Source organism: Actinospongiicola halichondriae (genome assembly GCF_049103745.1).
Classification (GTDB): Bacteria; Actinomycetota; Acidimicrobiia; order Acidimicrobiales; family Salinilacustritrichaceae; genus Salinilacustrithrix; species Salinilacustrithrix halichondriae.
Window position 1 is genome coordinate 1,028,181 of the sequence record NZ_CP171622.1, and the last position, 23,914, is coordinate 1,052,094.

At 69.5% G+C, this 23,914-nt stretch carries 24 protein-coding genes; 17 read left to right on the forward strand and 7 right to left on the reverse strand.

Translation table 11 applies throughout. The annotated features are described in order from the left end of the window. Window positions 1-36: 36 nt before the first annotated feature. Window positions 37-282 carry a hypothetical protein gene (locus tag AB8619_RS05245; protein ID WP_436795407.1) on the reverse strand — a complete coding sequence of 82 codons (246 nt, stop codon included), beginning with the start codon at window positions 280-282 and terminating at the stop codon, window positions 37-39. Window positions 283-474: 192 nt separating this feature from the next. Between AB8619_RS05245 and AB8619_RS05250 the strand changes: the two genes are divergently transcribed. From AB8619_RS05250 to recG, 4 genes are all read left to right on the forward strand, one after another. After that, window positions 475-882 carry a DUF4332 domain-containing protein gene (locus AB8619_RS05250; protein ID WP_436795408.1) on the forward strand — a complete coding sequence of 136 codons (408 nt, stop codon included), beginning with the start codon at window positions 475-477 and terminating at the stop codon, window positions 880-882. Window positions 883-910: 28 nt separating this feature from the next. Beyond that, window positions 911-2,575, forward strand: a complete 1,665-nt coding sequence (locus tag AB8619_RS05255) for a DAK2 domain-containing protein (protein ID WP_436795409.1) — start codon at window positions 911-913, stop codon at window positions 2,573-2,575. A gap of 73 nt (window positions 2,576-2,648) precedes the next feature. Next, on the forward strand, window positions 2,649-3,272 hold the full coding sequence (locus tag AB8619_RS05260; protein WP_436795410.1) for a Rho termination factor N-terminal domain-containing protein: 624 nt from the start codon (window positions 2,649-2,651) through the stop codon (window positions 3,270-3,272). A gap of 82 nt (window positions 3,273-3,354) precedes the next feature. Beyond that, complete coding sequence (recG, locus tag AB8619_RS05265; protein ID WP_436795411.1) at window positions 3,355-5,460, forward strand: ATP-dependent DNA helicase RecG; 2,106 nt, start codon at window positions 3,355-3,357, stop codon at window positions 5,458-5,460. 84 nt (window positions 5,461-5,544) lie between these two features. Here the strand turns inward: recG and AB8619_RS05270 are convergent, their stop codons facing one another. Next, a complete protein-coding gene (locus AB8619_RS05270) occupies window positions 5,545-5,730 on the reverse strand; it encodes a hypothetical protein (protein WP_436795412.1) in 186 nt (61 codons plus the stop codon). 61 nt (window positions 5,731-5,791) lie between these two features. On the opposite strand from AB8619_RS05270, the gene AB8619_RS05275 reads away from it, so the two are divergent. The 13 genes from AB8619_RS05275 (at window position 5,792) to smc (ending at window position 19,375) form a co-directional block, all read left to right on the forward strand. Next, complete coding sequence (locus AB8619_RS05275) at window positions 5,792-6,862, forward strand: DUF3048 domain-containing protein (protein WP_436795413.1); 1,071 nt, start codon at window positions 5,792-5,794, stop codon at window positions 6,860-6,862. Further along, the gene (gene rsmD / locus AB8619_RS05280; protein ID WP_436795414.1) at window positions 6,859-7,449 is read left to right on the forward strand and encodes a 16S rRNA (guanine(966)-N(2))-methyltransferase RsmD; all 591 of its coding nucleotides are present in this window, start codon (window positions 6,859-6,861) and stop codon (window positions 7,447-7,449) included. Before AB8619_RS05275 ends, rsmD begins: the two co-directional genes overlap by 4 nt. Next, complete coding sequence (gene coaD, locus AB8619_RS05285; protein WP_436795415.1) at window positions 7,446-7,922, forward strand: pantetheine-phosphate adenylyltransferase; 477 nt, start codon at window positions 7,446-7,448, stop codon at window positions 7,920-7,922. Before rsmD ends, coaD begins: the two co-directional genes overlap by 4 nt. Further along, window positions 7,919-8,572 carry a hypothetical protein gene (locus tag AB8619_RS05290; protein WP_436795416.1) on the forward strand — a complete coding sequence of 218 codons (654 nt, stop codon included), beginning with the start codon at window positions 7,919-7,921 and terminating at the stop codon, window positions 8,570-8,572. The genes coaD and AB8619_RS05290 overlap by 4 nt, the downstream gene beginning before the upstream one ends. A 3-nt stretch (window positions 8,573-8,575) precedes the next feature. Beyond that, entirely contained in the window at window positions 8,576-9,100 is a 525-nt protein-coding gene (locus AB8619_RS05295) for a YceD family protein (RefSeq protein WP_436795417.1), read from the forward strand. Between the two features lie 146 nt (window positions 9,101-9,246). After that, window positions 9,247-9,426, forward strand: coding sequence for a 50S ribosomal protein L32 (rpmF, locus tag AB8619_RS05300; RefSeq protein WP_436795418.1), 180 nt, complete (start codon window positions 9,247-9,249; stop codon window positions 9,424-9,426). An 80-nt stretch (window positions 9,427-9,506) separates the two neighbouring features. Next, the gene (gene plsX, locus AB8619_RS05305; protein ID WP_436795419.1) at window positions 9,507-10,490 is read left to right on the forward strand and encodes a phosphate acyltransferase PlsX; all 984 of its coding nucleotides are present in this window, start codon (window positions 9,507-9,509) and stop codon (window positions 10,488-10,490) included. A 214-nt stretch (window positions 10,491-10,704) separates the two neighbouring features. Then, window positions 10,705-10,992 carry an acyl carrier protein gene (locus tag AB8619_RS05310; RefSeq protein ID WP_436795420.1) on the forward strand — a complete coding sequence of 96 codons (288 nt, stop codon included), beginning with the start codon at window positions 10,705-10,707 and terminating at the stop codon, window positions 10,990-10,992. A gap of 19 nt (window positions 10,993-11,011) precedes the next feature. Further along, the gene (gene rnc, locus AB8619_RS05315; RefSeq protein WP_436795421.1) at window positions 11,012-11,812 is read left to right on the forward strand and encodes a ribonuclease III; all 801 of its coding nucleotides are present in this window, start codon (window positions 11,012-11,014) and stop codon (window positions 11,810-11,812) included. Beyond that, window positions 11,805-12,641, forward strand: a complete 837-nt coding sequence (gene mutM, locus AB8619_RS05320) for a bifunctional DNA-formamidopyrimidine glycosylase/DNA-(apurinic or apyrimidinic site) lyase (protein ID WP_436795422.1) — start codon at window positions 11,805-11,807, stop codon at window positions 12,639-12,641. Before rnc ends, mutM begins: the two co-directional genes overlap by 8 nt. Continuing rightward, window positions 12,629-13,636 (forward strand): site-2 protease family protein, encoded by a 1,008-nt coding sequence (locus AB8619_RS05325; protein ID WP_436795423.1) that lies wholly within the window; start codon window positions 12,629-12,631, stop codon window positions 13,634-13,636. Before mutM ends, AB8619_RS05325 begins: the two co-directional genes overlap by 13 nt. A 75-nt stretch (window positions 13,637-13,711) precedes the next feature. Beyond that, window positions 13,712-15,895 (forward strand): acyltransferase family protein, encoded by a 2,184-nt coding sequence (locus tag AB8619_RS05330; RefSeq protein ID WP_436795424.1) that lies wholly within the window; start codon window positions 13,712-13,714, stop codon window positions 15,893-15,895. A 3-nt stretch (window positions 15,896-15,898) separates the two neighbouring features. Next, a complete protein-coding gene (smc, locus tag AB8619_RS05335; protein WP_436795425.1) occupies window positions 15,899-19,375 on the forward strand; it encodes a chromosome segregation protein SMC in 3,477 nt (1,158 codons plus the stop codon). A gap of 24 nt (window positions 19,376-19,399) precedes the next feature. On the opposite strand, the gene AB8619_RS05340 is transcribed toward smc, so the two are convergent. From AB8619_RS05340 to AB8619_RS05360, 5 genes are read right to left on the reverse strand one after another with little or no spacing between them, the layout of a single operon-like run. Next, window positions 19,400-20,179 carry a M15 family metallopeptidase gene (locus AB8619_RS05340; protein WP_436795426.1) on the reverse strand — a complete coding sequence of 260 codons (780 nt, stop codon included), beginning with the start codon at window positions 20,177-20,179 and terminating at the stop codon, window positions 19,400-19,402. Beyond that, window positions 20,180-21,580 carry an aldehyde dehydrogenase family protein gene (locus AB8619_RS05345; RefSeq protein WP_436795427.1) on the reverse strand — a complete coding sequence of 467 codons (1,401 nt, stop codon included), beginning with the start codon at window positions 21,578-21,580 and terminating at the stop codon, window positions 20,180-20,182. It abuts the gene before it with no gap. Between the two features lie 32 nt (window positions 21,581-21,612). Then, window positions 21,613-22,038: a hypothetical protein gene (locus AB8619_RS05350; protein ID WP_436795428.1), complete on the reverse strand. Its 426-nt coding sequence runs from the start codon at window positions 22,036-22,038 to the stop codon at window positions 21,613-21,615. 5 nt (window positions 22,039-22,043) lie between these two features. Beyond that, entirely contained in the window at window positions 22,044-23,012 is a 969-nt protein-coding gene (locus tag AB8619_RS05355; RefSeq protein WP_436795429.1) for a VWA domain-containing protein, read from the reverse strand. Next, on the reverse strand, window positions 23,009-23,899 hold the full coding sequence (locus AB8619_RS05360; protein ID WP_436795430.1) for a DUF58 domain-containing protein: 891 nt from the start codon (window positions 23,897-23,899) through the stop codon (window positions 23,009-23,011). The genes AB8619_RS05355 and AB8619_RS05360 overlap by 4 nt, the downstream gene beginning before the upstream one ends. Between the last annotated feature and the right edge of the window lie 15 nt (window positions 23,900-23,914).

Genomic DNA, 23,914 nt, shown 5'->3' on the forward strand with positions numbered 1-23,914 from the left:
ACTGGGGGAATCGGGGTGGGAGCGACCGCGGACGGGTCAGATCCCGGTGTGCAGGGGTACGTCGTCCTGTGGGAAGTGCGGCGTGGCCATGTCCACCTCGGAACCCAGTCGAAGGCCGCTCGCACGGCCGTCGTCGTCGATGTCGAAGACGACGCGCTGACCCTGGCGGAGCATGCGGAACACCGTGCCCTCGAGTGCGCCGGCGGCGATGTCGTACTCGGCGAGGTCGGTGTCGGCGAGGATCACTCCGTCTCCGCTGCCGGGGTCGTACGACTTGATCACGCCCTGCACTTGGCACCTCTCGGTTCGCTCGTCGATCGTCGCGACTTCATCGGTCTGCAACTGGGTTCGGTCACCCTAACCGTGGCCTCGCGGCGGAAACCACACGGCCCCGAGCGAGCGGCCCACCGTTCTCCTAGGGTCCGGTCTGCGAGCGGTCGGCGATGGGTCGGGCTGCGCGACGGAAGGGCAGCCATGGCCACCATCTCGGCGATCGAGGGCATCGGACCGAAGTACCGCAAGATCCTCCAGGGCGCGGGCGTGCGGACCTGCGAGGCCCTGCTCGACAACGGCGCGACCCGCAAGGGGCGCAAGACCCTGGCCGATCTGACCAAGTTGGGCGACAAGCGGATCCTCGAATGGGTCAACCGCGCCGACCTGATGCGCGTCAAGGGCGTGTCGACCCAGTACTCCGACCTCCTCGAGGCGGCGGGAGTCGACACGGTCAAGGAACTGAAGAACCGCAATGCCGAGAACCTCGCTGCGGCGATGGAGAAGGTCAACAGCGGCCGCAAGAAGCTGGTGCAGCGCACGCCGTCGGCCAAGGTCGTCCAGGGATGGATCGATCAGGCGAAGAAGCTGCCCGCAGTCGTCAAGTACTGACCGGGTCCGTCGGTAGGATCGCCGCCGAATGACGACGCTCGAACAACTCGCGGCATCCGACCTGGCCCGCGCCGTCTCGGCTTTCGGTGACGCGCTGACCACCCACCAGGACGCCATCAACCGACTCAACGTGTACCCGGTGCCCGACGGTGACACCGGCACGAACATGATGCTCACCGTCCGGTCGGTGGCCGAGGCCGTGGCCGGCGCGGGCGAGAGCCCCGACATGGCGACGACCTGCAAGGCCATCGCCCACGGCTCGCTCATGGGCGCCCGCGGCAACTCGGGGGTGATCCTCTCGCAGCTCCTTCGGGGCATGACCGAGATGATGCGAGACCACGAGGTCGCCGACGCCTCGGTGTTCGCGGCCGCGATCACGCGGGCGTCGGAGCTGTCGTACGAGGCGGTGCAGCGACCGGTCGAGGGCACGATCCTCACGGTCGTCCGTGAAGCCGCCGACGAGGCCAGGGCCGCGGCCGAGGCCGGCGACTCGCTGGTCGACACGCTGGCGCGCACCCGGCTGGCCGGACAGACCTCGCTCGACAACACCCCCGAGCTGCTCCCGGTCCTCAAGGACGCCGGCGTCGTCGATGCCGGCGCGGCCGGATTCCTGCTCTTCGTCGACGCGCTGCTGCTCGTCGTCGACGGTCGAGCGATCCCGGCACCGCCCGACGCGCCCGAGGGTGCAGCGGAGCGGGCCCGAGGTGGCGAGCAGGCGATCACCCCGGAGACGGGAAAGCACGTCTCCGAACTGCGCTACGAGGTGATGTACCTCCTCGAGGCCCCCGACGAGTCGATGGCCGGCTTCCGTGAGGTCTGGGCGGGGATCGGCGACTCGATCGTGGTCGTCGGCGGCGAGGGCATCTACAACTGCCACATCCACACCGACGAGATCGGCGCCTCGATCGAGGCAGCCATCGAGATCGGTCGTCCGCGCGAGATCCGGGTCACCGATCTCCTCGACGAACTGCACGAGATCGAGGAGGAGCGTTGGGTCCGCGAGGCCGACACCGGCCCCGAGCCCGAACCGGAGCCGGTTCCGTGTGGCGTCGTCGCGGTGGCGACCGGCGAGGGGATCCGACGGATCTTCGCCAACCTCCGGGTCCAGCAGGTGGTCACCGGCGGTCAGTCGATGAACCCCTCGACGGCGCAGCTGCTCGAGGCGGTCGAGGCGGTGCCGGCCCCCGAGGTCGTCATCCTCCCGAACAACAAGAACATCATCGCCGTGGCCGAACAGGTCGACGAGCTCACCGACAAGACGGTGCGCGTGGTGCCCACGCGCTCGATCACCGAGGGATTCGCCGGGCTCATCGGCTACGACCCCGAGGCCGACGTCGACACCAACGCGGCAGCCATCGGCGAGCTGGCGAGTGCCGTGGTCCCGGGCGAGATCACCCAGGCGGTGCGCGACTCGACCTGTGACGCCGGACCGATCGCCGAGGGCGACTGGTTGGGCATCGCCCGCGACGGCATCCGCTTCGTCGCTCCCGACATCGTCGACGCCTGCGTCGGTCTGCTCGACATCCTCATCGACGACGAGCGCGAGATCGTGACCGTGATCGAGGGCGACGGCGCATCGGCCGGCATCACCCGCCAGATCACCGAGTGGCTCGACGAGCACCGGCCCGACGTCGAGGCCGAGGTGCACCACGGCGGCCAACCGCTGTACCCGTACCTCTTCGGCGTGGAGTGAATCGCCAACCGTCCGAGGCATGACTTCGGTCACGTCCTGCATGAAAGATGCAGCATCGGGTAGAGGGTGAGACATGACACTCACCGACACGATCGACACCCAGATGCAGGAGTTCGCCCGGGTGACCGGCGCGAACACCGCCCGGCTCGCCGAGCGCACGCCGCCTCCGGTGGATGCGTTGGTCCTCCGACTCGGTGCCATCAACGCCGAGGCGATCCGTCAGACGGGTCTCTTGACCGTCACCTCCATCGACGCGGTGCGCGACCTCGTCACGGTCGCGTGGAGCGGCGCCTCCGACATCGTCGGCACGACCGGCACGGCTGCGGACCGCTCGACCCGACTGCTCCGCGACACCGGCCGCCAGGTCCTGGGCGATGTCCGCCAGGCCCGCTCGACCATCACGAATCGGGTGACCAGCGCGGCCGACGGCCTCGGTCGCTCGCTCAAGCTGGTGACCGACCGGGCCGACGACGTGGGCGACCGCGTCGCCGACGCCGCCGGTGACGCCACCGACCGTGTGATCAAGGCCGCCGACAGCGGCGTCGCCGAGTCGGCCAAGACCGGCTCCCGTCGCCCCTCGGGTGCCTACGCCAACTGGTCACGTGAGGAGCTCTACGAACGGGCCCAGGAACTCGACATCGAAGGTCGTTCGTCGATGACCAAGAAGGAGCTCGTCACCGCGCTCCGCTCCGCCTGACGGGTCCGCTCGCCCGGCACGTTCTGAGCAACCCCCGGATGGTCCCCTCGGACTGTCCGGGGGTTGCGTCAGTATTGGGCGCATGGGACGAACGCTCGCGTCGCTGACCGATGTCGACCTCTCGCGTCTGGCGGGGGTCGGCCCGGCCAAGGAGAAGGCGCTCGCAACGTTCGGCCTCCACAACGTGTTCGACCTGCTCACGCACTACCCGCGGCGCTACATCGACCGCACCAAGGAGGCGCAGATCCGTGATCTCGAGCTGGGGGAGACCGCCTCTGTGCTCGCCCGGGTCACCGAGATCCAGTCCCGCCGGGTCAAGGGCGGCCGGGTGATGATCACGGGAACGGTGCGCGACGACTCGGGCACCATGAAGATCAGCTTCTTCAACCAGGCGTGGCGTGAGAAGCAGCTGGCGCCCGGCACCGAGGCGGTCTTCTTCGGCAAGCTCGAGGACTTCCGTGGCCGGCGGCAGATGACCAACCCGGTCGTGGACCTGATCGGCGACCGGACCGGCAAGGTCGTCCCCGTCTACCCGCAGTCCGAGAAGGTCCGCCTCACGTCGTGGGACGTGGGCCGGTGGGTGGCGGAGTCGCTCCGGCGGGCCGGCGAGTTCGACGACCCGGTGCCCGAGTTCCTCCTCGACCGCCACGACCTCGTCGACCGCACCAGCGCGTTCCGGGGCATCCACGTCCCCGAGACGTGGGGTGAGTTCGTCGTCGCTCGGAAGCGACTGGTGTTCGACGAGTTGTTGCGAGTGCAGTTGGCGCTCGTGTTGCGCAAGCGAAAGCTCGAGGCCACGACGGCCGGCATCGCACACGAGGCCTCCGGCTGGCTGGTCCGCCGCTTCCTCGACGGGCTCCCGTTCGAACTGACCGACGGACAGAAGACGGCGTCGGCCGAGATCACCGCCGATCTGCGCCAACCCGCCCCGATGCACCGACTGCTCCAGGGCGACGTCGGCGCGGGCAAGACCGTCGTCGCCGTGGCGGCGATGCTCGCCGCGGTCGAAGGCGAGCGGCAGGCCGCGCTGATGGCCCCGACCGAGGTGCTGGCGGAACAGCATGCGTCGAGCGTGAAGGCGATGCTCGACGGGTTCTCCGTGGGGGAGGAGGGCGCGTTGTTCGATCGGCCGCTGCGGGTCGAACTGTTGACGAACCGGGTCCCGGCCGCTCGCCGCCGCCAGATCACCGAAGACCTCGCCACTGGTCTGGTCGACATCGTGATCGGCACGCACGCCTTGTTGTCGGCCGACGTCGACTTCGCAGCCCTGGGTGTCGTGGTGATCGACGAACAGCACCGGTTCGGCGTCGAGCAGCGAGCGGCGTTGCGCGACAAGGCAGGCGGCGTCGTCCCGGATGTCCTGGTGATGACCGCGACGCCGATCCCGCGTACGGCCGCGATGACGGTCTACGGCGACCTCGACGTCTCGCGCATGCGTCAGATGCCACGCGGGCGGACGCCGATCGAGACGATCTGGCCCCGCACCGAGGAGGCCCAGGCCGCCATGTGGGAGCAGGTGCGTGCCGAGGTCCGGGCGGGGCGACAGGCCTACGTCGTGTGCCCGCTGGTCGAGGAGTCCGAGAAGCTCGAGGTCACCTCGGCGACGGAGACGTTCGAACTGCTGCAGGCGACCGAACTCGAGGGATCCCGTGTCGGGCTCCTGCACGGACGGATCAAGGGCGACGAGAAGGAGACCACCATGGATGCCTTCCGTCGCGGCGACCTCGACGTGCTGGTGGCGACGACCGTGATCGAGGTCGGTGTCGACGTGCCGAATGCCACCGTCATGGTGATCCTCGACGCCGACCGATTCGGGATCGCGCAGCTGCACCAGTTGCGGGGCCGCGTCGGCCGCGGGGAGCATCCGTCCACCTGCTATCTCGTGGGCGAAGGCAACACCGAGGACGGAGCGGCGCGGATCGAGGCGCTCGTCGCGTCGACCGACGGGTTCGACCTCGCCGAGGTCGACCTCGACCTGCGTGGCGAGGGGACGATCATGGGTGCTCGCCAGAAGGGGATGAGCGACCTCAAGCTGGCGTCGCTGCAGAAGGACCGAGCGGTCGTCGAGGATGCCCGTGCCGCGGCGTTCGACCTGGTCGACGGGCCCGACGGCGTGCCCGAGGCGTTGCTCGACGAACTCCGGCTGTTCCTCGACGAGGAGGAGCAGGAGTTCCTCTTCAAGTCCTGAAGTCTGCGGACCGAGCGGTGCTGTGTGTTGGGGGGAGCAACTCGAGAAGCGGAGCAGGCAGACGAAGTCTGCGGGCGGAGCGACCTAGTCGGGGCGGCCGCGCTCCCAGTCGATCTCCTCGGGAACCTCGAGGTACCAGGCGTCGAGGCAGTCCTCGCAGCGATAGACGGTCACGTCGCCCGGCGCCCAGCCGTCCTCGGGGGCGTAGGAGTTCAGGTGCGCCTTGCCCCCGCAGTCGATGCAGGTGATGACGCGATCGGGCTCGAACACGTGACCGACGGTACAACCGACTGCCGCGAACGCCGCACCCTGCACTGGCACACTGGGCTCGATGAGCAAGAAGCAACAGGCAATCGCCGGCGGCATCGGTGCCGTCATCCTCCTGATCGTCGGCTTCCTGGTGTTCGGTGGCGGGGGCGACGACGAGCCCATCGTCGCGGCCACGACCACCACCACCGAGGAGACGACCACCACGACGACCGAGCCGCCGCGCACCACGTCGGCGCTCACCGGTCTGCCGGTCGAACAGGAGGTCCTCGACGCTCCTGTGGTCGCGGTCAAGATCGACAACGTCGACGGCAAGTCCACGCCCCAGGTGGGCATCACGGCCGCCGACGTCGTGTACGAGATCCAGGTCGAGGGGAGCGTCACCCGCCTCCTCTCGCTGTTCCAGAGCACCGACGCCGCTCCGATCGGGCCCGTGCGTTCCGCCCGCGGCTCCGAGATCGGGGTCCTCGAGGAACTCAACAACCCGCTGTTCACCTGGCATGGCGAGAACGGCATCCTCGGACCGATGGTCCGCGCCGCCAAGGTGCAGGCGCGCTCCATCAACGAGATCAGCGGACTCTTCTACCGTGAGGGCGGCCGTCCGGCGCCCTACAACAGCTTCGTGCAGGGCAGCGCCCAGATCCGCGAGACGGCCGATGAGGGCTCCACCGGTCCGGTCGAGCCGATCTTCACCTTCGCCGCCGAGGGCGAGAGCCCGTCGCCGCTGGCGACGCCGGCGTCGAGCGTCCATGTGCAGTTCAGCGGAGGCGCCGGTGGCGCTCCCGTGGACTACGCGTGGGACGGGACGGTGTGGAAGCGGTCGCAGAAGGGGCATCCTCACGTCGATGCCGACGGCAACCAGGTCGCCGTCGAGAACGTCATCGTCCGGTTCGTCCAGGGCATCGACTCCGGCACGCGTGACAAGGCCGGGTCGGTCGTGCCGACGGCGCAGGTGATCGGCGAAGGCGAGGTCTGGGTGCTCTCGCAGGGAACCGTCACCAAGGGGACCTGGAAGAAGGCCGACGGCGTGTCGGTGACCCAGTACCTCGACGCCGACGGCAACCCGATCAAGCTGACCCCGGGCAAGACCTGGATCTCGATGCCCTACACCGCGGCTGGCTCCTCCGTCGGGTGAGAGTCGTTGCCGGGACGGCACGGGGACGGCGACTCCGCAGCCCCGACGGGGAGACCACCCGTCCCACCTCGGACCGGGTCCGCGAGGCGGTGTTCAACGCGCTGCACAGCCAGGGACTCGTCCAGGACGCCCGGATCGCCGACCTCTTCGCCGGCAGTGGCGCCCTGGGCATCGAAGCCCTGAGCCGCGGCGCGGCCCATGTCTGGTTCGTCGAGTCCGACCGCGGCGCCCAAGCCGTGATCGACGACAACCTCCGCACGCTCGACCTCGCAGACGACGCGACCGTGATCCGCTCGACCGTCGATCGAGCGCTGGCGCCGGCCTTCGCCGATGACCTCGACGTGGTCCTCGCCGATCCGCCCTACGCCTTCGACGGGTGGGAGGAGTTGTGCGCAGCGGTCGCCCCGATGCTCGTCGACGACGGACTCCTCGTCGCCGAGTCGGGCGAAGCGATCACCCTCCCCGCCGGGTGGGAAAAGATGAGGGAGCGGACCTACGGCGGTACCGTGATCACGTTCGCCCTCCCTCCCCGTGGGGACCCACCGGAACCTGCGTTTCCGGACGACCGATCAGGAGCAGATGCGTGAGGACTGTCCTCTATCCAGGGACGTTCGACCCGATCCACAACGGCCACCTCGAGATCATCGAGACGGCCTCACGCCTGTTCGACCGGGTGTACGTGGCCGCGATCAGGAACTCACAGAAGGGCGATCCGCTCTTCGAGTACGAGGTCCGTGAGGCGATGATCCTCGAGAGCACGGCTCATCTCGGCAACGTCGAGGTCGCCCCGCTCACCAGTCTGGTCGTCGATCTGGCGACCGAACTCGGCGCCGACGTGATCGTCAAGGGTCTCCGTGCGGTCTCGGACTTCGAGTCCGAGATGCACCAGGCACACATGAACCGGAAGATCTCCGGCGTCGACACCCTGTTCATCCCGTCAGCGACCGAGCACTCGTTCGTGGCATCGAAGCTGCTGCGTGAGATCGCACGCTTCGGCGGCGATGTGACCGAGATGGTGCCCACGCCGGTCGCCAAACGACTCCAGGAGAAGTTCCGATGAGCAGCGGGGGAGAGCAGGACCATCCCGGCCGTCCGGAGCGGCCCGCCGACCGTCCCGGCCAGTCGCCGTACTCGGCGCCGCAGGTCGAGTCGGTGTTGCGCGAGATCCGCGATCTGATCGAGCAGGCGCGGCCGATGCCGGTGTCGCGCTCGGTGATGATCAACCAGGCCGAGGTCCTCGACCTCGTCGACGAGGCGGCCGAACGGCTTCCCGAAGAACTCCGTGCCGCGAAGTGGCTCCTGAAGCAGCGCGAGGAGTTCCTCGCCCGGACCCGCCGTGAAGCCGACGAGATCGTGGCTGCGGCGCAGGCACGCGCCGATCAGATGGTGCAACAGACCGAGGTCGTCAAGGCCGCCGAGGCCCGTGCTCGTTCGGTCGTCGATGCTGCTGATGCCGAGTCCCGTCGTCTCAAGCTCGAGGCAGAGGACTTCTGCGACCAGCGGCTCGCCAGCTTCGAGATCGTGCTCGAGCGCACCATGAAGGTGGTCAACGCCGGACGGGCCAAGCTCCAGGGCAGCCCGACCCGCGACGAGGAGGCGGCGGCAGCGTCGTCGCGACCTCCGGGCGAGCGTGAGGACATGACCGGACGTCCTCGTCTCGAGGCCGTACCGGACCACGCGCCCGCGTTCTTCGACCAAGACGACGGCTGAGCGATGGCCCGGCCACTCGTGGTCCGGGTCGGTGATCTCCTGCGGGAGCCGGGGAGCCGACGCGACATCGACGTCGAGACCGACGTCCCCGACCATGCGACCACCGCAGCCAGGACCATCCCCGGGACGCCGCTGACCGTGCGCGGCCAGGTGATGGCCATGTCAGGGGGTGTCGAGATCACGGGCGACTTGGGCTTCGACTGGTACGGCGAGTGCCGTCGGTGTCTCGACGAGATCCACGGACACGTCGACGTGTCGTTCCGTGAGGTCGCACAGCGTGAGCCGATCGACGACGAGGTGTTGCCGATCGAGGGCGACCTCCTCGACCTCGAACCCCTCGTCCGTGAGCTGATCCTGTCGGGTCTGCCGCTGGCGCCCCTGTGCCGCGAGGACTGCATCGGTCCCGACCCCGAGCGCTTCCCGACGACCACCGAGGCCGAGGTCGAAGCCGAGGCCGCCGCGGCGGAGCCGGCGCCCGACCCCCGATGGGCCGCGCTCTCCGAACTCGATTTCCCCGACACCCCCTGACCCCCGTTCTGGGTGCACAAACCGTACGCACGTTGGCGGATCGCGCACCCAGAACCGCGGTTGGGTGTGGGGGAGGGGTCGCCGCTACAGTGTTCCGTTCGTGCCGGGACCGGCGCGTCGCATCCGTCATCCGAGGTTGAGCAGTCATGGCCGTTCCGAAGCGAAAGACATCCAAGGCGAAGGGCCGTAGCCGGCGCGCCGCCAACTGGAAGCTCGAGCGCCCCTCGCGCAGCCTCTGCCCCCGTTGTGGCGTCGCGAAGCTGCCGCACGTGGTCTGCCCCAACTGTGGTTGGTACCACGGCCGCCAGGCCGTCGACGTCGACTAGGACCGTCGGTCGCGTCGCGGCCCCGGTTCTCCGGACTTCTTCGGCAGGGCCTCAGAACTCCTTTTCCGTGGAGGTACGAGATGTTGCCCATAGCCATCGACGCGAACGGCGGCGACAAGTCACCTGACGACATCGTCGCGGGTGCACGTCGGGCACGTGAGGAACTCGATGTCGACGTGGTCCTCGTGGGGACCCCGGACGTTGCCGACATCGCCGGCGATCTCCCCCTGATCGAGGCGTCCGAGGTCATCGCCATGGACGCCGACCCGGGCGCCAGCGTCCGTCGGATGAAGGACTCGACGCTCGTCCGCGCCGCCGAGGCGGTCCGCGACGGCAAGGCCTCGGCCATGATCTCGGCCGGCAACACCGGTGCGACGATGGCGTCGGCCCTGTTGCGCATGGGGCGGGTCAAGGGTGCGAAGCGCCCGGCGATCGCCACCCCGCTCCCGGTCCCGTCCGGTGGGCACACCGTGATGCTCGACGCCGGAGCGAACGCCGAGTGCCAGCCCGAGTGGCTGGTGCAGTTCGCGCAGATGGGCGCCGCCTACGCCACGGCCCGCTACGCGATCGAGGAGCCCCGCGTCGGGCTGCTCTCGATCGGTGAGGAGCCCGGCAAGGGCGACACACTCCGCAAGGAGACCTACGAGTTGCTCGTCGCCGACGGCGTGTTCTCGGCATCGGGCGGCACGTTCATCGGCAACGTCGAGGGACGCGACATCCTCACCGACGACGTCGACGTCGTCGTGACCGACGGCTTCACCGGCAACGTCGCCCTCAAGTCGCTCGAAGGCGGGATGAAGGCGCTGGTCAATCGGCTCCTCGAGGCGTTCGGCGCCAACGACGAGACCCGCGCCGCCGCCGATGTGCTGATGCCCGAGCTGTTGCCCCTCTATGCCTCGCTCGATCCGGAGAACACCGGCGGAGCGATGCTCCTCGGCGTCGACGGCGTGTGCATCATCAGCCACGGCTCCTCGGGTGAGACCGCCGTCGTGAACGCGGTCCGCGTCGCACGCGACATGGTCTCCGGCGACGTCGTCGGCGCACTCACCGCCGCCATCGCCTGACCCGTCTCCCGTTCTGGTGAGTCAATGCGACCACCAGATGGCGCGATCGTTCACCAGAACGAGGGGTTTGGACGTTCCGTAGGCAAGATTGTACGGAGAGTAGGCACTTTGCAGGGCTTTCGCGGCGATCCGAGGACCTTGGGGGGAAGTCGCTACAGTGACCGCTCGCCGCAGCACTGCGGCACGAAGCCGAAGTCGAGTCCAGGAGGCGCCGGTGCCCGCAGAGACCCACGTGGAAGGTGGCGAGATGAGTCGTGACGAGGTCCTCAACCTCATCCGTGACCGCCTCGCCGACATCCTCGAGATCGAGCCGGACACCATCAAGGAAGGCGACAGCTTCGTCGACGACCTCGACGCCGACTCGCTGGCCCTGATCGAACTCGTCGAAGCCCTCGAAGAGGAGATCGGCGAACGCAGTGTCGGTTTCCGCATCGACGACGAAGACCTCGAGGACCTCAAGTCCGTGCGCGACGCCGTCGACTACGTCGTGTCGCGACTCTGATCGGGTCCGGGTTCACACCGTGTCCGCTGCGGCAGGAAGCAACCGCCGCAGTGATGCCCGCGCGCTCCTGCTCGAGCGGCTCGACTACGTGCCGCTCGACGCGGCCCTCTTCGACCAGGCGTTCAACCACCGTTCCTGGTGCGCCGAGCATGCCGAGGACGAGTCGAACGAACGACTCGAGTTCCTCGGAGACTCCGTGCTGGGGTTCGTCGTCGCCGACCTGGTGTACCGCCGGGAGGCGGCGCTCGACGAGGGCGCACTCACCGATGTCCGCAAGGCCGTCGTGAACGCGGTGTGCCTCTCGGAGGTCGCACTCGAACTCGACCTCGGAGCCCACCTCCGCCTCGGCAAGGGCGAGGAGGCCTCGGGCGGCCGCGAGAAGCCGTCGATCCTCGCCGACGCCATGGAAGCGGTCCTCGGGGCCGTATACCTCGACGGCGGCATCGATGCCGCGTCCGATCTGGTCGACCGGCTCCTCGGTGATCGCATGCAGGCGGCGATCGACAACGGTGGCCGGAACCAGGACCACAAGAGCCGCCTCCAGGAACACCTGGCCGCGACCTCCGGTGCCACCGCCCGCTACGTGTTCGTGGCCACCGGACCCGACCATGCCCGCGAGTTCACCGCCACGGTCTCCGCGGGCGGCGTCGAACTCGGCGTCGGCGGCGGACGCTCCAAGAAGCAAGCCGAGCAGCAGGCCGCACGTGCCGCGCTCGTCATGCTCGAATCCGAATCCGAATCGACCGATGCGAACCATCGGTCGGCTTCTGGCCCGCAGGGGTCAGAAGGCAACGCCCAGGGAGGCGTCACCGATGGCTGAACTGCCCGAGGTCGAGACCATCCGCCGTCAGCTCGAACGTGAGGTGGTCGGACGCAAGGTCAAGACCGTCGACGTCCACGACACCAAGCTGATCAAGCGCCACGCGAACAAGAAGCAGTTCGCCGAGATGCTCGAGGGGGTCAAGCTCAAGTCGCTCATCCGACGCGGCACGTTCCTGATCTTCACCCTCGACTCCGGCGATCGGTTCATCATCCAGCCGGGCGCCGACGGCGAGCTGCGCAAGACGCCGGCCAAGGACGACCTCGACAAGGGGACGGCCGTGGTGTTGACGTTCACCCAGGGCGGTCAGCTCCGCTACATCGATCCCAAGCGGACCGGTGAGCTGTGGATCCTCACGCCTGAGGAGGTCGCCGAGGGCGTCGACGAGATCGAGCTGCTCGGCTTCGACGTCGTCGACACGCCGGTCCCGTGGGCCGACTTCGCCAAGCTGGTCATGAGCCGCTCGATGAAGCTCAAGACGTTCTTGAACGACGAGGACCAGCTCGCCGGCATCGGACCGGTCTACGCCGACGAGATCCTCTACGACTCGGGCCTGCGCTACGACCGCATCACCGACTCGCTCTCCGTGCAGGAGGTCCGCCGCCTGTACCGCAGCGTGATCGAGATCCTGCACGACGCGATCAAGCACACGGGCACGACGCTGGACGACGACGGGTGGCACGACCTCCACGGCGCCGCCGGCGGCTACCTCGAGTACCACCAGGTGTTCGCCCGCGACGGGCAGCCGTGCCGGCGTTGCCGCGACGTGATCTCGAAGGCGAAGTTCGGCGGCAAGCCGACCTACTTCTGTGAGCAGTGTCAGACCTGATCACCCTGTTCGTCGTGCTCGCCGTCTCGGTGGCGGCGCACGAGCTCGCTCATCTGGCGTCCGCACGCCTGGTGGGCCACGAGGTGTTCGAGATCCAGATCGGCGTCGGTCCCTCGTGGACCGAGCGCGTCGGTCGCATGGAGTTGCGGGTCGGCCTTCTGCCGATCGGCGGGCACGTGCAGACGGGATCGCGATCGGCGGACGGATTCCGTTGGCGATCGGCCGTGGTGGCCGGGTCCGGTGTCGTGGCCAACATCGTCCTCGTGGTCGTCGGCGGCGCCGTATCGATCCCGGCGCTCGTCGTCTTCAACGTCGCAGCGGTCCTCGCGAACCTCTGGCCGGGTCGACGCCGCCGACTCGGCGAGCCGTCGTCGGACGGTCGCACGCTGCTCGACCTGCTGCGCGGCGATGTCGACGCGATCGCCGAGGAACGGAGCGGATGGTTCTGTGTCGAGGCCGATCGGGCCCGCAGCGAAGGTCGCCTCGACGAGGCGTCGGAGATCGTCGACGACGGCTTCCGTGAGGTCGGCACCACTCGGGCGCTGCTCGCGGTGCGTGGGGTGGTCTCGTTCGAGCAGCGCCGGTTCACCGATGTCGTCGACGCCTATGCCCAGTTGATCGACGACGACCGGGTGACGGTCACGGGTCGAGCCGGCTTCGCCGCCGACGCCGCGTGGGCCGCATCGCTGTCCGGCGACCCGGAACTCGCGCGGCTCGCCGAACCGTGGGCCGGGTTCGCCCGTGCTGCCCGGCCGTCGGTCCCGCGCCGCCGGATCGTCCACGCGCTGGCGTTGGTCGATGCCGGCCGACCGGAAGCCGCCGTCGAGGCGATTGACGGTGTCGTCGATCCGTCGGCCGACGCGATCCGCGTGCTGGTGCTCGCCGAGAGCGGCGACCGTGACGCCGCCCGCACGTTGTTCGACACTGCCGTCGGGCCGTCGTTCTCGCCCGATCATCCGTTGATCGAGCGGGTCGTCGCGGCGCTGGAGGACTGACCGGGAGCGACGGCGCAAGGAACTGACGGATCGGGCGTTTCTCTCGCCGAGTATCCCTCTCTGAACGGGTTCCCTGTGCGCCAACGAGTCCATGCCCTCCACCAATCCCGCGCGCCCCAGCGACGCCTCGTCCATCGACGGCTCGCCCACACGCACGCGCTCGACGGCCTCCGCGCGCTCGCCTTGGTGGGCGTGTTGCTCTACCACCACGAAGCGGGGCTCGCGCAGGGCGGCTGGCTGGGGGTGTCGCTGTTCTTCACGCTCTCCGGCTTCCTGATCGCCGGGCTGCTCCTCGCAGAGTTCGACGAGACCGGCACGATCCGGCTTCGCACGTTCTGGGAGCGTCGCATCCGCCGGCTCGTCCCGGCGTCGCTCCTGGCAGTCGGGTTGGCCGTCGTCGTGGTCTTCCTGTCGGGGATCCACACGATGGCGGACGCCGCTCCCGATCTGCGCGCTGCGGTTCTCAACGTGGCCAACTGGCGTTTCGTGTTCGCCGACGTGGCCTACGCCGGTGCCGACGTGGCGCCGTCTCCCGTCAAGCACTACTGGTCGCTGGCGATCGAGGAGCAGTTCTATCTCGTGCTCCCACTCCTCGCGGTCGTGGCGCTGCGTCGCGGCTGGTTCGGTCGAGTCGTGCTGGCCGTTGTCGGGCTGTCGCTCGCATCGACCCTGTTCTCGGGTGGTGGGCTCGACCGGTTGTACTTCGGCACCGACACCCGCGCTGCCGAACTCGCCGTGGGCGTCGGCCTCGCGATCGCCTGGCCGCACCTGTGCCACCTCATCGCTGATCGCACGTGGTTGGCAGACGTGTGGGGCATCGGGTCGGTCATCGCCGCGGTGTTGCTCTTCCGGAACGCGGTCCTCGAGGAGTCGTTGCTCCGTCACGGTGGGCTGATCGCCGTCACCGTGGTGTGGGTCGGCCTCATCGTGGCGGCGGTCCTCGGTCGATGGGTGCCCCGAGCGCTCTCGCTCCCCGGGCTGCCCGCGCTCGGACGGGTGAGCTACGGCGCCTACCTCTTCCACTGGCCCGTGTACGTGCTCTTCACGTCGCCGCGCACCGGACTGGCGGGAACCCAGCTGCTGGCGGTTCGCCTGGCGGTCACGCTCGTCCTGGCCGTGGGATCGGCCGCCGTCGTCGAGATGCCGATCCGGCGCGGCGCCATCCGGCCACGACTCCTGGTTCCCGCGCTCGGCACGGCCATCGCGGCCACTGTCGCCTTCTCGGTCGTGACCGGGGTGCCGAAACCGCAGTCGGAACTGGCCTCGCTCGGGATCCTCGAACCGCCGACGGTGTCGACGTCGATCGCGACCACCGTTCCCACCAGCGGTCCGACGGATCGCCCGACCGGCAGCACGCCGGCTCCGACGACGCCCGTCACCGACGGTGCAGCGCCGCCGACCCCCTCGACCACCGTTGCACCGGCACCGGTGGCGCCGGCATCCGTCCGGGTCCCGAGGATCCTCGTGCTCGGTGACTCGACGGCAGGGTTCACCGGCCGGGGGCTGCAGAAGGCAGCGGCCCAGGACGGCACCGCCGAGATCTACGTCCTCAACGACAACGGCTGCACCGTGTTGCCCTATGCCGAGGCGATCTACCGGGCCGGGATGGTCACGAAGACGTCGTGCCACGACATCATCGGCCAGGGCGTCGCCGCCGTCGACAAGGTCGACCCCGACCTGATCGTCGTGTTCCTCGGTTCGGCGCAACTGGTGGATGCCCGCTTCGACGACCTCGTGGGCGTCCACTCGATCCTGGAGGAGAAGATCCGCACCCGGTACCGGCGCGCACTCGGTGCGGCAGTGGCGGATCTCGACGCCCTGGGCATCCCGGTGCTGTGGGCCGACCTCCCGCCGGTCGAGTGGGACGTCGAGGCCTTCAACGAACTGACCGGTGCCAGCTTCCCCGGCGTGGGGCCGGTGTCGACCAACGACCCTGCTCGGGCGGCGACCCTGAACCGCATCGACGCAGACGTGATCGGCGCCGCGCGGAACGTGCGGCGTTGGGACTACACGGCGGGCATCACCGGCCCCGACGGCACGATCTCGCTCGCCGACCGACCCGACGGTCTGCACCTCGCCCCGGCTGCGGCGACGCGCATCGCTCGGGAGTCGCTCCTGCCGCGGTTGACCGAAGCATTCCGCCGACTCGTCGGGGACTCGTCGGCGACGCTCGCTCCTCGGGAACCGACGACCTGGCACCAGGTCGGGAGCGCAGCCGAGGATGCATCGACCGTCCCGGGTGGGGCACTACCGTCGTGAACGGTGTTTCTCAAGAACCTGACCATCAAAGGCTTCAAGTCGTTCGCAGACACGGCTGACCTCGGCCTCGAACCCGGCGTCACCGTCGTGGTCGGACCCAACGGGTCGGGGAAGTCGAACGTGGTCGACGCCATCGCCTGGGTGCTCGGTGCCCAGGCGCCCTCGGCGATCCGCTCGCAGAAGATGGACGACGTCATCTTCGCGGGGACCGACAAGAAGGCCGCCCTGGGTCGGGCCGAGGTCAGCCTCACCATCGACAACTCGAGCGGGATGCTCCCCATCGAGTTCTCCGAGGTCACCATCAACCGGACGCTCTTCCGCTCGGGCGACTCCGAGTACTCGATCAACGGCGTGCCCTGTCGTCTGCTCGACATCGCCGACCTCCTGTCGGACTCCGGCGTCGGTCGTACCCAGCACGTCATCATCAGCCAGGGCCAGATCGACGCGGTGCTCAACGCCAAGGCGACCGACCGACGCATGATCATCGAGGAGGCCGCCGGCGTCCTCAAGTACCGCAAGCGCAAGGAGAAGGCCGAGCGGCGTCTCAACGCAACGGAGGCCAACCTGACGCGGGTCCAGGACCTGCTGCGTGAGGTCCGTCGAGGGCTGCGGCCGCTCGAACGCCAGGCCGACGCCGCTCGTCGCCACGGTGCGCTGATCGACGAGTTGGGCGCCCTGCGCAAGTTCCTCGCCGGTCGCGAGCTGTCGCAGCTGCGGACCCGGCTCGAGAACACGACCCGTGACCGCGCCGGCCACGGCGAGCGCGACGAAGCCCTTCGGTCCCGCCTCGCCGAACTCAACACCGCGGTGCTCAAGGCCGAGGCCGAACTCAACGCCATCGGTGGCACCGACCTCGGCGACGAACTGACCAGGTTCGAAGCACTCCGGGAACGTGGACGCGGCATCGCCGCGGTCCTCCAGGAGCGCGAGCGGAGCCTGGCCAAGGAGCGCGAGTCGAGCGTCGACGCCGAGCTGATCGCCTCGCTCGAGTCCGACCAGGCCAACCTCCGCAGCGCGCTCGAGTCGATGGACGCGGCCGCGACCACGCTGCTCCCCGATGCCGACGAGGTCGGTCGGGCCGAGGCCGGACTCGCCGAAGCACGTGCCCAGTTCGAGGAGCGGTGGGGCGAAGGAGTCGCCGGCAGTTCGGGCGAAGCGGCCGAGGTGCGTGGCGAGCTCGCCGGACTCCGCAACTCGGTGCAGCGAGCGCTCGCCGAACTCGATCGTTTCGACGGCCGCAACCGCAGCCTCAGCGACAAGCGCGCCCGCCTCGTGTCCGAGGTCGACCGCCTCCGCGAGGAGATCGCTGCTGCCGACTCGGCGCTCCCGTCGCTCGAGTCCGACCAGGAGCGTCTGGCCACGGAGCACACCGCGGCCGAGGCCGCACTCGAGGCCGCGTCATCCGAACTGGCCGACGCCGAAGCCGATCGTCGTTCGTGGATCGCCCGAGCCGATGCGCTCGCCGAAGCCCTCGACGCCGCACGATCCGCTGCCGGCGCGGAGCGCCTGGCCGAGATCGACGGCGTCATCGGCACCCTGCTCGACCTGGTCGAGGTCGACGCCGGGTGGGAGGCAGCCTTCGAGGCCGCCGCATCCGACGCGCTCGCGGCCGTCGTGGTCGACGGACCCGAGGCGGCCCGTGCCGCGTTCACCTCCCTCGTCAACGGCGACGCCACCGGCGCGGTCCTCGCGCTCGGCGTCGATCGTCCGACCACGTCGCCGCCCCCCATGGGGGAGCCCGTCCGAGGTCACGTCCGTTCCAACCGCCCCGATGTCGAGGACCTCCTCGACGCGGTCATCGGCTCGGCCGTGGTGGTCGACGGCAACTGGCCCGCCGGTCTCGACGTGGCGCTCTCGCACCCCGACGCGGTCGTGGTGACCAACGACGGTGCCCGGTTCGGTCCGGGTTCGTGGCGGATCGGGAACGCCGCCACCGGCGCCACCGGCGCAGCCCTCGAGGAGGCGCTCGCCCGAGTCGACGCATCGGTGGGCGAGGTCGCCGTCGCGGCCGAGGCCCGCGACGGCGCCCGATCGCACCTGGGCGAGGCCAAGGCCGCCGCCACCGCAGCACGCCAGGCGGCCGAGAAGACCGCAGCCACCCGGCGCCGGGCAGCCGAGGCGCTCGAGCGCGGCGAACGGGAACTGGCGGAAGCGACCAAGGACCTCGGCGGCCAGTCGGACGAGCGGTCCGAGCTCGAGACCCGGATCGAGACCGAGCGAGCCCGAGTGGCCGAGCTCGAAGCGGCACTGCCCGCGCTCGAGGCCGAAGAAGCCGCTGCTGCGGAAGCAGCCAAGGCCATGGCCGACGCACGCGACGCGCTCGACGAGCGGGCTTCGGCCGTCGTCGCCCTGCGCAGCGATCTCGAGGTCCGTGCGGCCCAGATCGAGGAGCGCCAGACCTCGCTGCGCAACCGACTGGCCGAGGTCGACTCCCGTCTCGAACGCAACCAGGCGGCTGCGGCCGAGGCTGCGGAGCGACGCGAAGCCCTCGAGGGGAAGGCGACGGCCCTGGCCGGCCTGATCCGTGCGTGCAGCGCATCGCTCGCCAAGGCGGAGGAACGACTCGTCGTGCTGCGCGAGGAGCGCAAGGCGCAGTCCGAGGCCCAGCGGAGCGTTTCGTCGGCGCTCGACGGCCTGCGACGTGAGCGGGCAGCGGCCGAGAAGGAACTCGGCGAGGTCCGCGAGCGCGTGCAGCGCGCCGACATCGACCTCAACGAGGTCAACCTGCGGATCGAGACGTCGGTCGAGACCATGCGCCGCGACCTGGGGATCTCACCCGACGAGGCGCTCGCGGCCGAGTGCCCGGAACTCCCCGAGACCACGTCGCCGGCGGCGCGGACCCGTGAACTCGAGCGTGAGCTTCGTCTGATGGGGCCCATCAACCCGCTGGCCCTCGAGGAGTACGAGCAGCTCCAGGAGCGCCACGAGTTCCTCCAAGCCCAGCTCGACGACGTCAAGGGCAGCCGGCGTGAGCTGAGCAAGGTGATCAAGGCGGTCGACGAGGAGATCGTGAACGTCTTCGCCGCCGCCTTCGCCGACGTCTCGCAGAACTTCACCCAGCTGTTCTCCACCCTGTTCCCCGGCGGCGAGGGAAGCCTCAAGCTCACCGATCCCGAGAACCTGCTCGAGACCGGTATCGAGCTGTCGGCCAAGCCCTCGGGCAAGAACGTCAAGAAGCTCTCACTGCTCTCTGGTGGCGAGCGCTCGCTGACCGCCCTCGCCTACCTCTTCGCCGTGTTCCGCAGCCGGCCGTCGCCCTTCTACGTGATGGACGAGGTCGAGGCCGCGCTCGACGACGTGAACCTCCACCGCTTCCTCGATCTCGTGGCCGAGTTCCGCAACGAGGCCCAGTTGGTCATCGTGAGTCACCAGAAGCGCACCATGGAGGCCGCCGACGTCCTCTACGGCGTCACGATGTCGCCCGGCGGATCGTCGAAGGTGGTGTCCGAGAAGGGCGCCGCTGCTGTCGGCGCGAACTAGCCCCGCGCCGACCGGCACGGTCGGTCAGGTGTCGAAGTGCTGGTAGTCCTGGCCACTGGTCCAGTAGCCGCCCCATGACCAGGATCGGGCCGCGAACGCCATGACGACGGCGTCGGCGTCGAAGATCATCCCGGGACGGGGATCCGTGCGATCGGCCCACGGTTCACCCTCGGGCGGGTCGATCGATCCCCGCTTCACATAGGGGTTGTGCAGGGGATTCACGTCGATGGCCTTGCCGCGGGCGTGGTTCGACAGGGTGGAGGTGCCGGCGACGGTGCGGCAGTTGTACCCGCTGGTGTTGTTGGCCCGCATCGAGGCCTGATCGTCGGCCCCGTAGCGGTCGATCGGCTCGATCCGCTCGATGGGAAAGCGGGCGTCGTAGAGGTCGGAGAAGATCGCGGCGACGGCGTCGGCTTCGGTCGCGGCGACGATGATCCGCCCCTCGTGCACGGCCCCGTCATATCCCCAGTGCACGAGGTCGATGGCGCGGAGCTCGCCCGGTTCGGTGCATCCGAGTCCCGGTGTGTACGAGGCGCCGAGCATCTCGGTGGTCACGGTCGAGATGCTCGACCGGTAGGGCGGCGGGTCTGGCGTCGTCGACGACGTGGCGACGGTCGACGTCGTCGAACCGGTGGTGTCGGTCGTCGATGTGCTCGCGGAGGGAGTGGTGGTGGTGGAAGCAACGCCCGCGCTCGCCCGGGGTGCGGTCTGGCGAGCGGGCCAGAACGCGATGGCGATGGCGATCGCGCCGACGAGCGTCAGCCCCGCGATGACTGCGTGGCGCCGCCGCGACCGGTCCGCCATCTAGACCATCTTCTTGAGCACCTTGGTCTTGAACCCGGTGTACGGCGGGTACATCAACGAGATCTCGGGCTTGGTCGGCTTGGTGAGCACCGGCTTGAGGTTCGAGAGCTCGTCGAACCCGGACTGGCCGTGGTAGCGGCCATGTCCCGACGGTCCGACGCCACCGAAGGGCAGGTCGGGTGGGGTGATGTGGAACAGCGTGTGGTTGATGCACACGCCACCGGACGACGTGTCGGCCACGATGGCGTCGGCGTCGTCGCCGTCCTTCGAGAAGACGTAGAGGGCGAGAGGCTTGTCGCGGCCGTTGACGAACGCGATGGCCTCGTCGACGCTGTCGACCACGATGATCGGCAGCACGGGGCCGAAGATCTCCTCCTGCATGAGGCCGGAGTCGGGATCGGGATCGACGATCACCGTGGGAGCGAGCTTGCGGGTCTCGGCGTTGACCGTGCCGCCGCACACCACCGTGCCGCCGTGGCCGTCGAGCAGTCCTTCGATCCGCTTGACGTGCCGGTCGTTCACGATCTGGGTGAAGTCGTCCGACGTCGAGGGATCGGCGCCGTAGAACTCGCCGATCGTGCTCACGAGCGCATCGACGAGGGCGTCCTTGCGGGAGCGGTCGACGAGCACGTAGTCGGGGGCGATGCAGGTCTGGCCGGCGTTGAGGAACTTGCCCCAGGCGATGCGATGGGCAGCGATGTCGACGTCGGCGTCGGCGGTGACGATCGCCGGCGACTTGCCGCCGAGTTCGAGGACCATCGGGGTGAGGTGCTCGGCGGCGGCACGGGCGACCACCTTGCCGACCGCGGTCGAGCCGGTGAAGAAGATGTGGTCGAAGCGCTCCTCGAGGAGCGCCGTCGACACGTCGACGCCGCCTTCGATCACGGCCACGGCCTCGGGGTCGAGGTTGGCGCGCAGCAGCTGCGAGAGCACCCGCGAGGTCTCCGGGGTGAGCTCGGACGGCTTGGCCACGATGGCGTTGCCGGCGGCGAGGCTGGCGGCCATCGGCGCGACCAGCAACTGCACGGGGTAGTTCCACGGGGCGATCACGAGCGACACGCCGAGGGGCTCGGGATGGATGACGCCGGCGCCGGGCCGATCCTTCATGCGGAGCTTGGCCTTGCGGGGTGCGGCCCACTTCGCCATGTGCTTGCGGATGTGCTTGACCTCGGTGACGGTGAAGGCGATGTCGGTGGCGTGGGCCTCGACCTCGGGCTTGCCGAAGTCGGCCTGCATGGCGGCCACGAGCTGCTCACCGCCCTCCTCGAGGACCCGCAGGAGACCGTCGAGTTGACGCTTGCGCCACTCGATGGGGCGGGTCCGTCCGCTCTGGAAGCTGTGGCGGATCGCCGCCACGATGCCGGGGATCGTTTCGGTCTCGGTGCGTTCGTCGATGCTCATCGGCATCCACCGTAGCTTCGGTCTCGCCGGTGTCACTCGCCGGCGTCGCTCGTTTCGTCCTGGTCGCAGGCCGCTGTCGCAGCGTTCTCGACCGAGACCGCAGCCTCCTCGTAGTCGGCCGCCGCCGTGCGGTAGCGCAACGTGTCGAGGTTGCGTGGGTCGAAGTCGGCGCCGCGCAGGTGGTCGATGAGGGCATCGACCGTGTCGGCGTAGCGATCGGCGCTCGGCCGCAGGTCGTCCGGCGCAGCATCGGCGATCCGCTCGACACCCTCGCTGAGCTGGTCGAACGCGGTCCGCATCTCACCGGGGGAGGCGACGTCGAGGTCGGCGAAGGGGTCGTTGGCCTCCAACTCGTCGACCGCGGCGCAGAACGACGCGAGGTCACCGCCGGCGTCATCGCTGCAGCCGCCGACGGCCAGCGCGGAGACCAGGACCACGAGGACGATGGATCGGCGCATCGCCGTCACGGGATGCGCTGGAACCACAGCAGCGACAGTGCCGTGCTGAGGAGCAGGAGGGCCACTGCGTAGCCGACGAAGCGGTCGGTCACCTCGACCTCTTCGGTGTCGTAGCCGATCGACGATCCGATGTCGGCGTAGACCGACTCGAGTTCGCCGAGCGACTCGGCCTCGAAGAACTGCCCGCCGGTGCCGTCGGCGATCTCCCGCAGCGCCACCCGCTCGACCGGGACGGGCTGGATCTCACCGTCGATGACGATCGTCCCGCGGTCGGTGCCGAACGCGATGGTCGAGATCGGGATCTCGGCCTCCACGGCAGCAGCGGCGCCGTCGGCATCGGGGCGCCCGACCGTGGTCTTTCCGTCGGTCATGACGACCATCGTGGCCGGGACCGGTTCGCCCTCGACATCGACGATCGGCGCGGTCTCGATGGCGTCGAGGCCGGCGAAGATCGCCTCGCCGATGGCGGTGGCCGGACCGAGTTCGAGGGTCTCGATCGCCGAGCGCACCGGGCGACGGTCGGTCGTCGGTGTCACCCGGACCCGAGCGACCCCGTCGAAGGTGACGAGACCGACGTTGATCTGCTCGGGGAGGCCCTCGATGAACGACAGTGCGGCGGTCTTCGCCGCCTCGATCCTCGAGGGGGTGATGTCGGCGGCCTCCATCGACAGCGAGGTGTCGATGGCGAGGACGACGGTGGCGCGCTCCTTGGGGACGAGGACCGCATCGGACGGCTGCGCCCAGGCGACCACCATCGACGCGATGCCCGCCAGGAACACGGCGGCAGCGGCGTGACGTCGCCACCCGGGTCGCTTGGGAGCGACGGTGTCCAGCAGCGGGAGGTTCGTGAACTTCACGGTGTAGGCGCTGCGTCGGAAGCCGAGGACCAGGTACGCGAGCGCGACTCCGATGACCGCCAGCAACCCGTACAGGCGGTCGGGCGACAGGAACCCGTCGGGCCAGAGGGCGTTCATCGGGCGCCCCGGGTGCGCTTGCGCGACGCCACGAACCGGACGATGTCGAGCACCCAGTCGCGGTCGGTGCGCAGCTGGAGGTGGCCGACGCCGGAACGCCGGAACCGGGCGGCGATGTCCGCACGCTGGGCTGCCGCAGCTGTTGCATAGCGCTCGCGGGTCTGCCGGTTGGTCGGGACCTCGCGCTCCCGGCCGGTCTCGGGGTCGACGACGGTCAGCATGCCCACCGCAGGCAGTTCCAACTCTCGGGGGTCGACGACCTCGATCGCCAGCACCTCGTGGCGGGCCGTCAGCGCACGGAGCGGCCGCTCCCAGTCGTCTGCTGCCAGGAAGTCGGAGACCACGACGACGAGGCCACGACGACGCGGTGGGACGACCAGATGGCGCAGTGCGGCGCCCAACTCGGTCGTGCCGATCGACGTCGTCGACGGGGGAGTGGCGATGAGCCCGTGGAGAAGCGCGAGGAGGTGGTTCCGTCCGGGACGGGCGGGGATGATCCGGGCGCCGTCGCCGCCGACCACGACGGCGCCGAGGCGGTTGCCGGTCCGGGCCGTGAGGAACCCCACGGCGCCCACGGCCGAGACGGCGAGCTCGGCCTTGGTCGTGGCCGCCGTCCCGAAGTCGAGGCTGGCCGATCGGTCGACCAGCAGCCAGGTCTCGAGCTCGCGGTCGGCGATCGACTCGCGTACATGGGTCTCGGTCGAGCGGGCCGAGACGTTCCAGTCGATGTGGCGGACGTCGTCGCCGGCGACGTAGGGGCGGGTCTCGCCCGATTCGGAGCCGTGACCGGGGACCAGCCCGCGGTAGTCGCCGTGGAGGAGGCCGTCGAGGCGACGGGTCACGGTCAACTCCAGGCGCGCCAGGATCTCCGCGGTCCGGGACTCCATGGCGGCGGGAGCGGA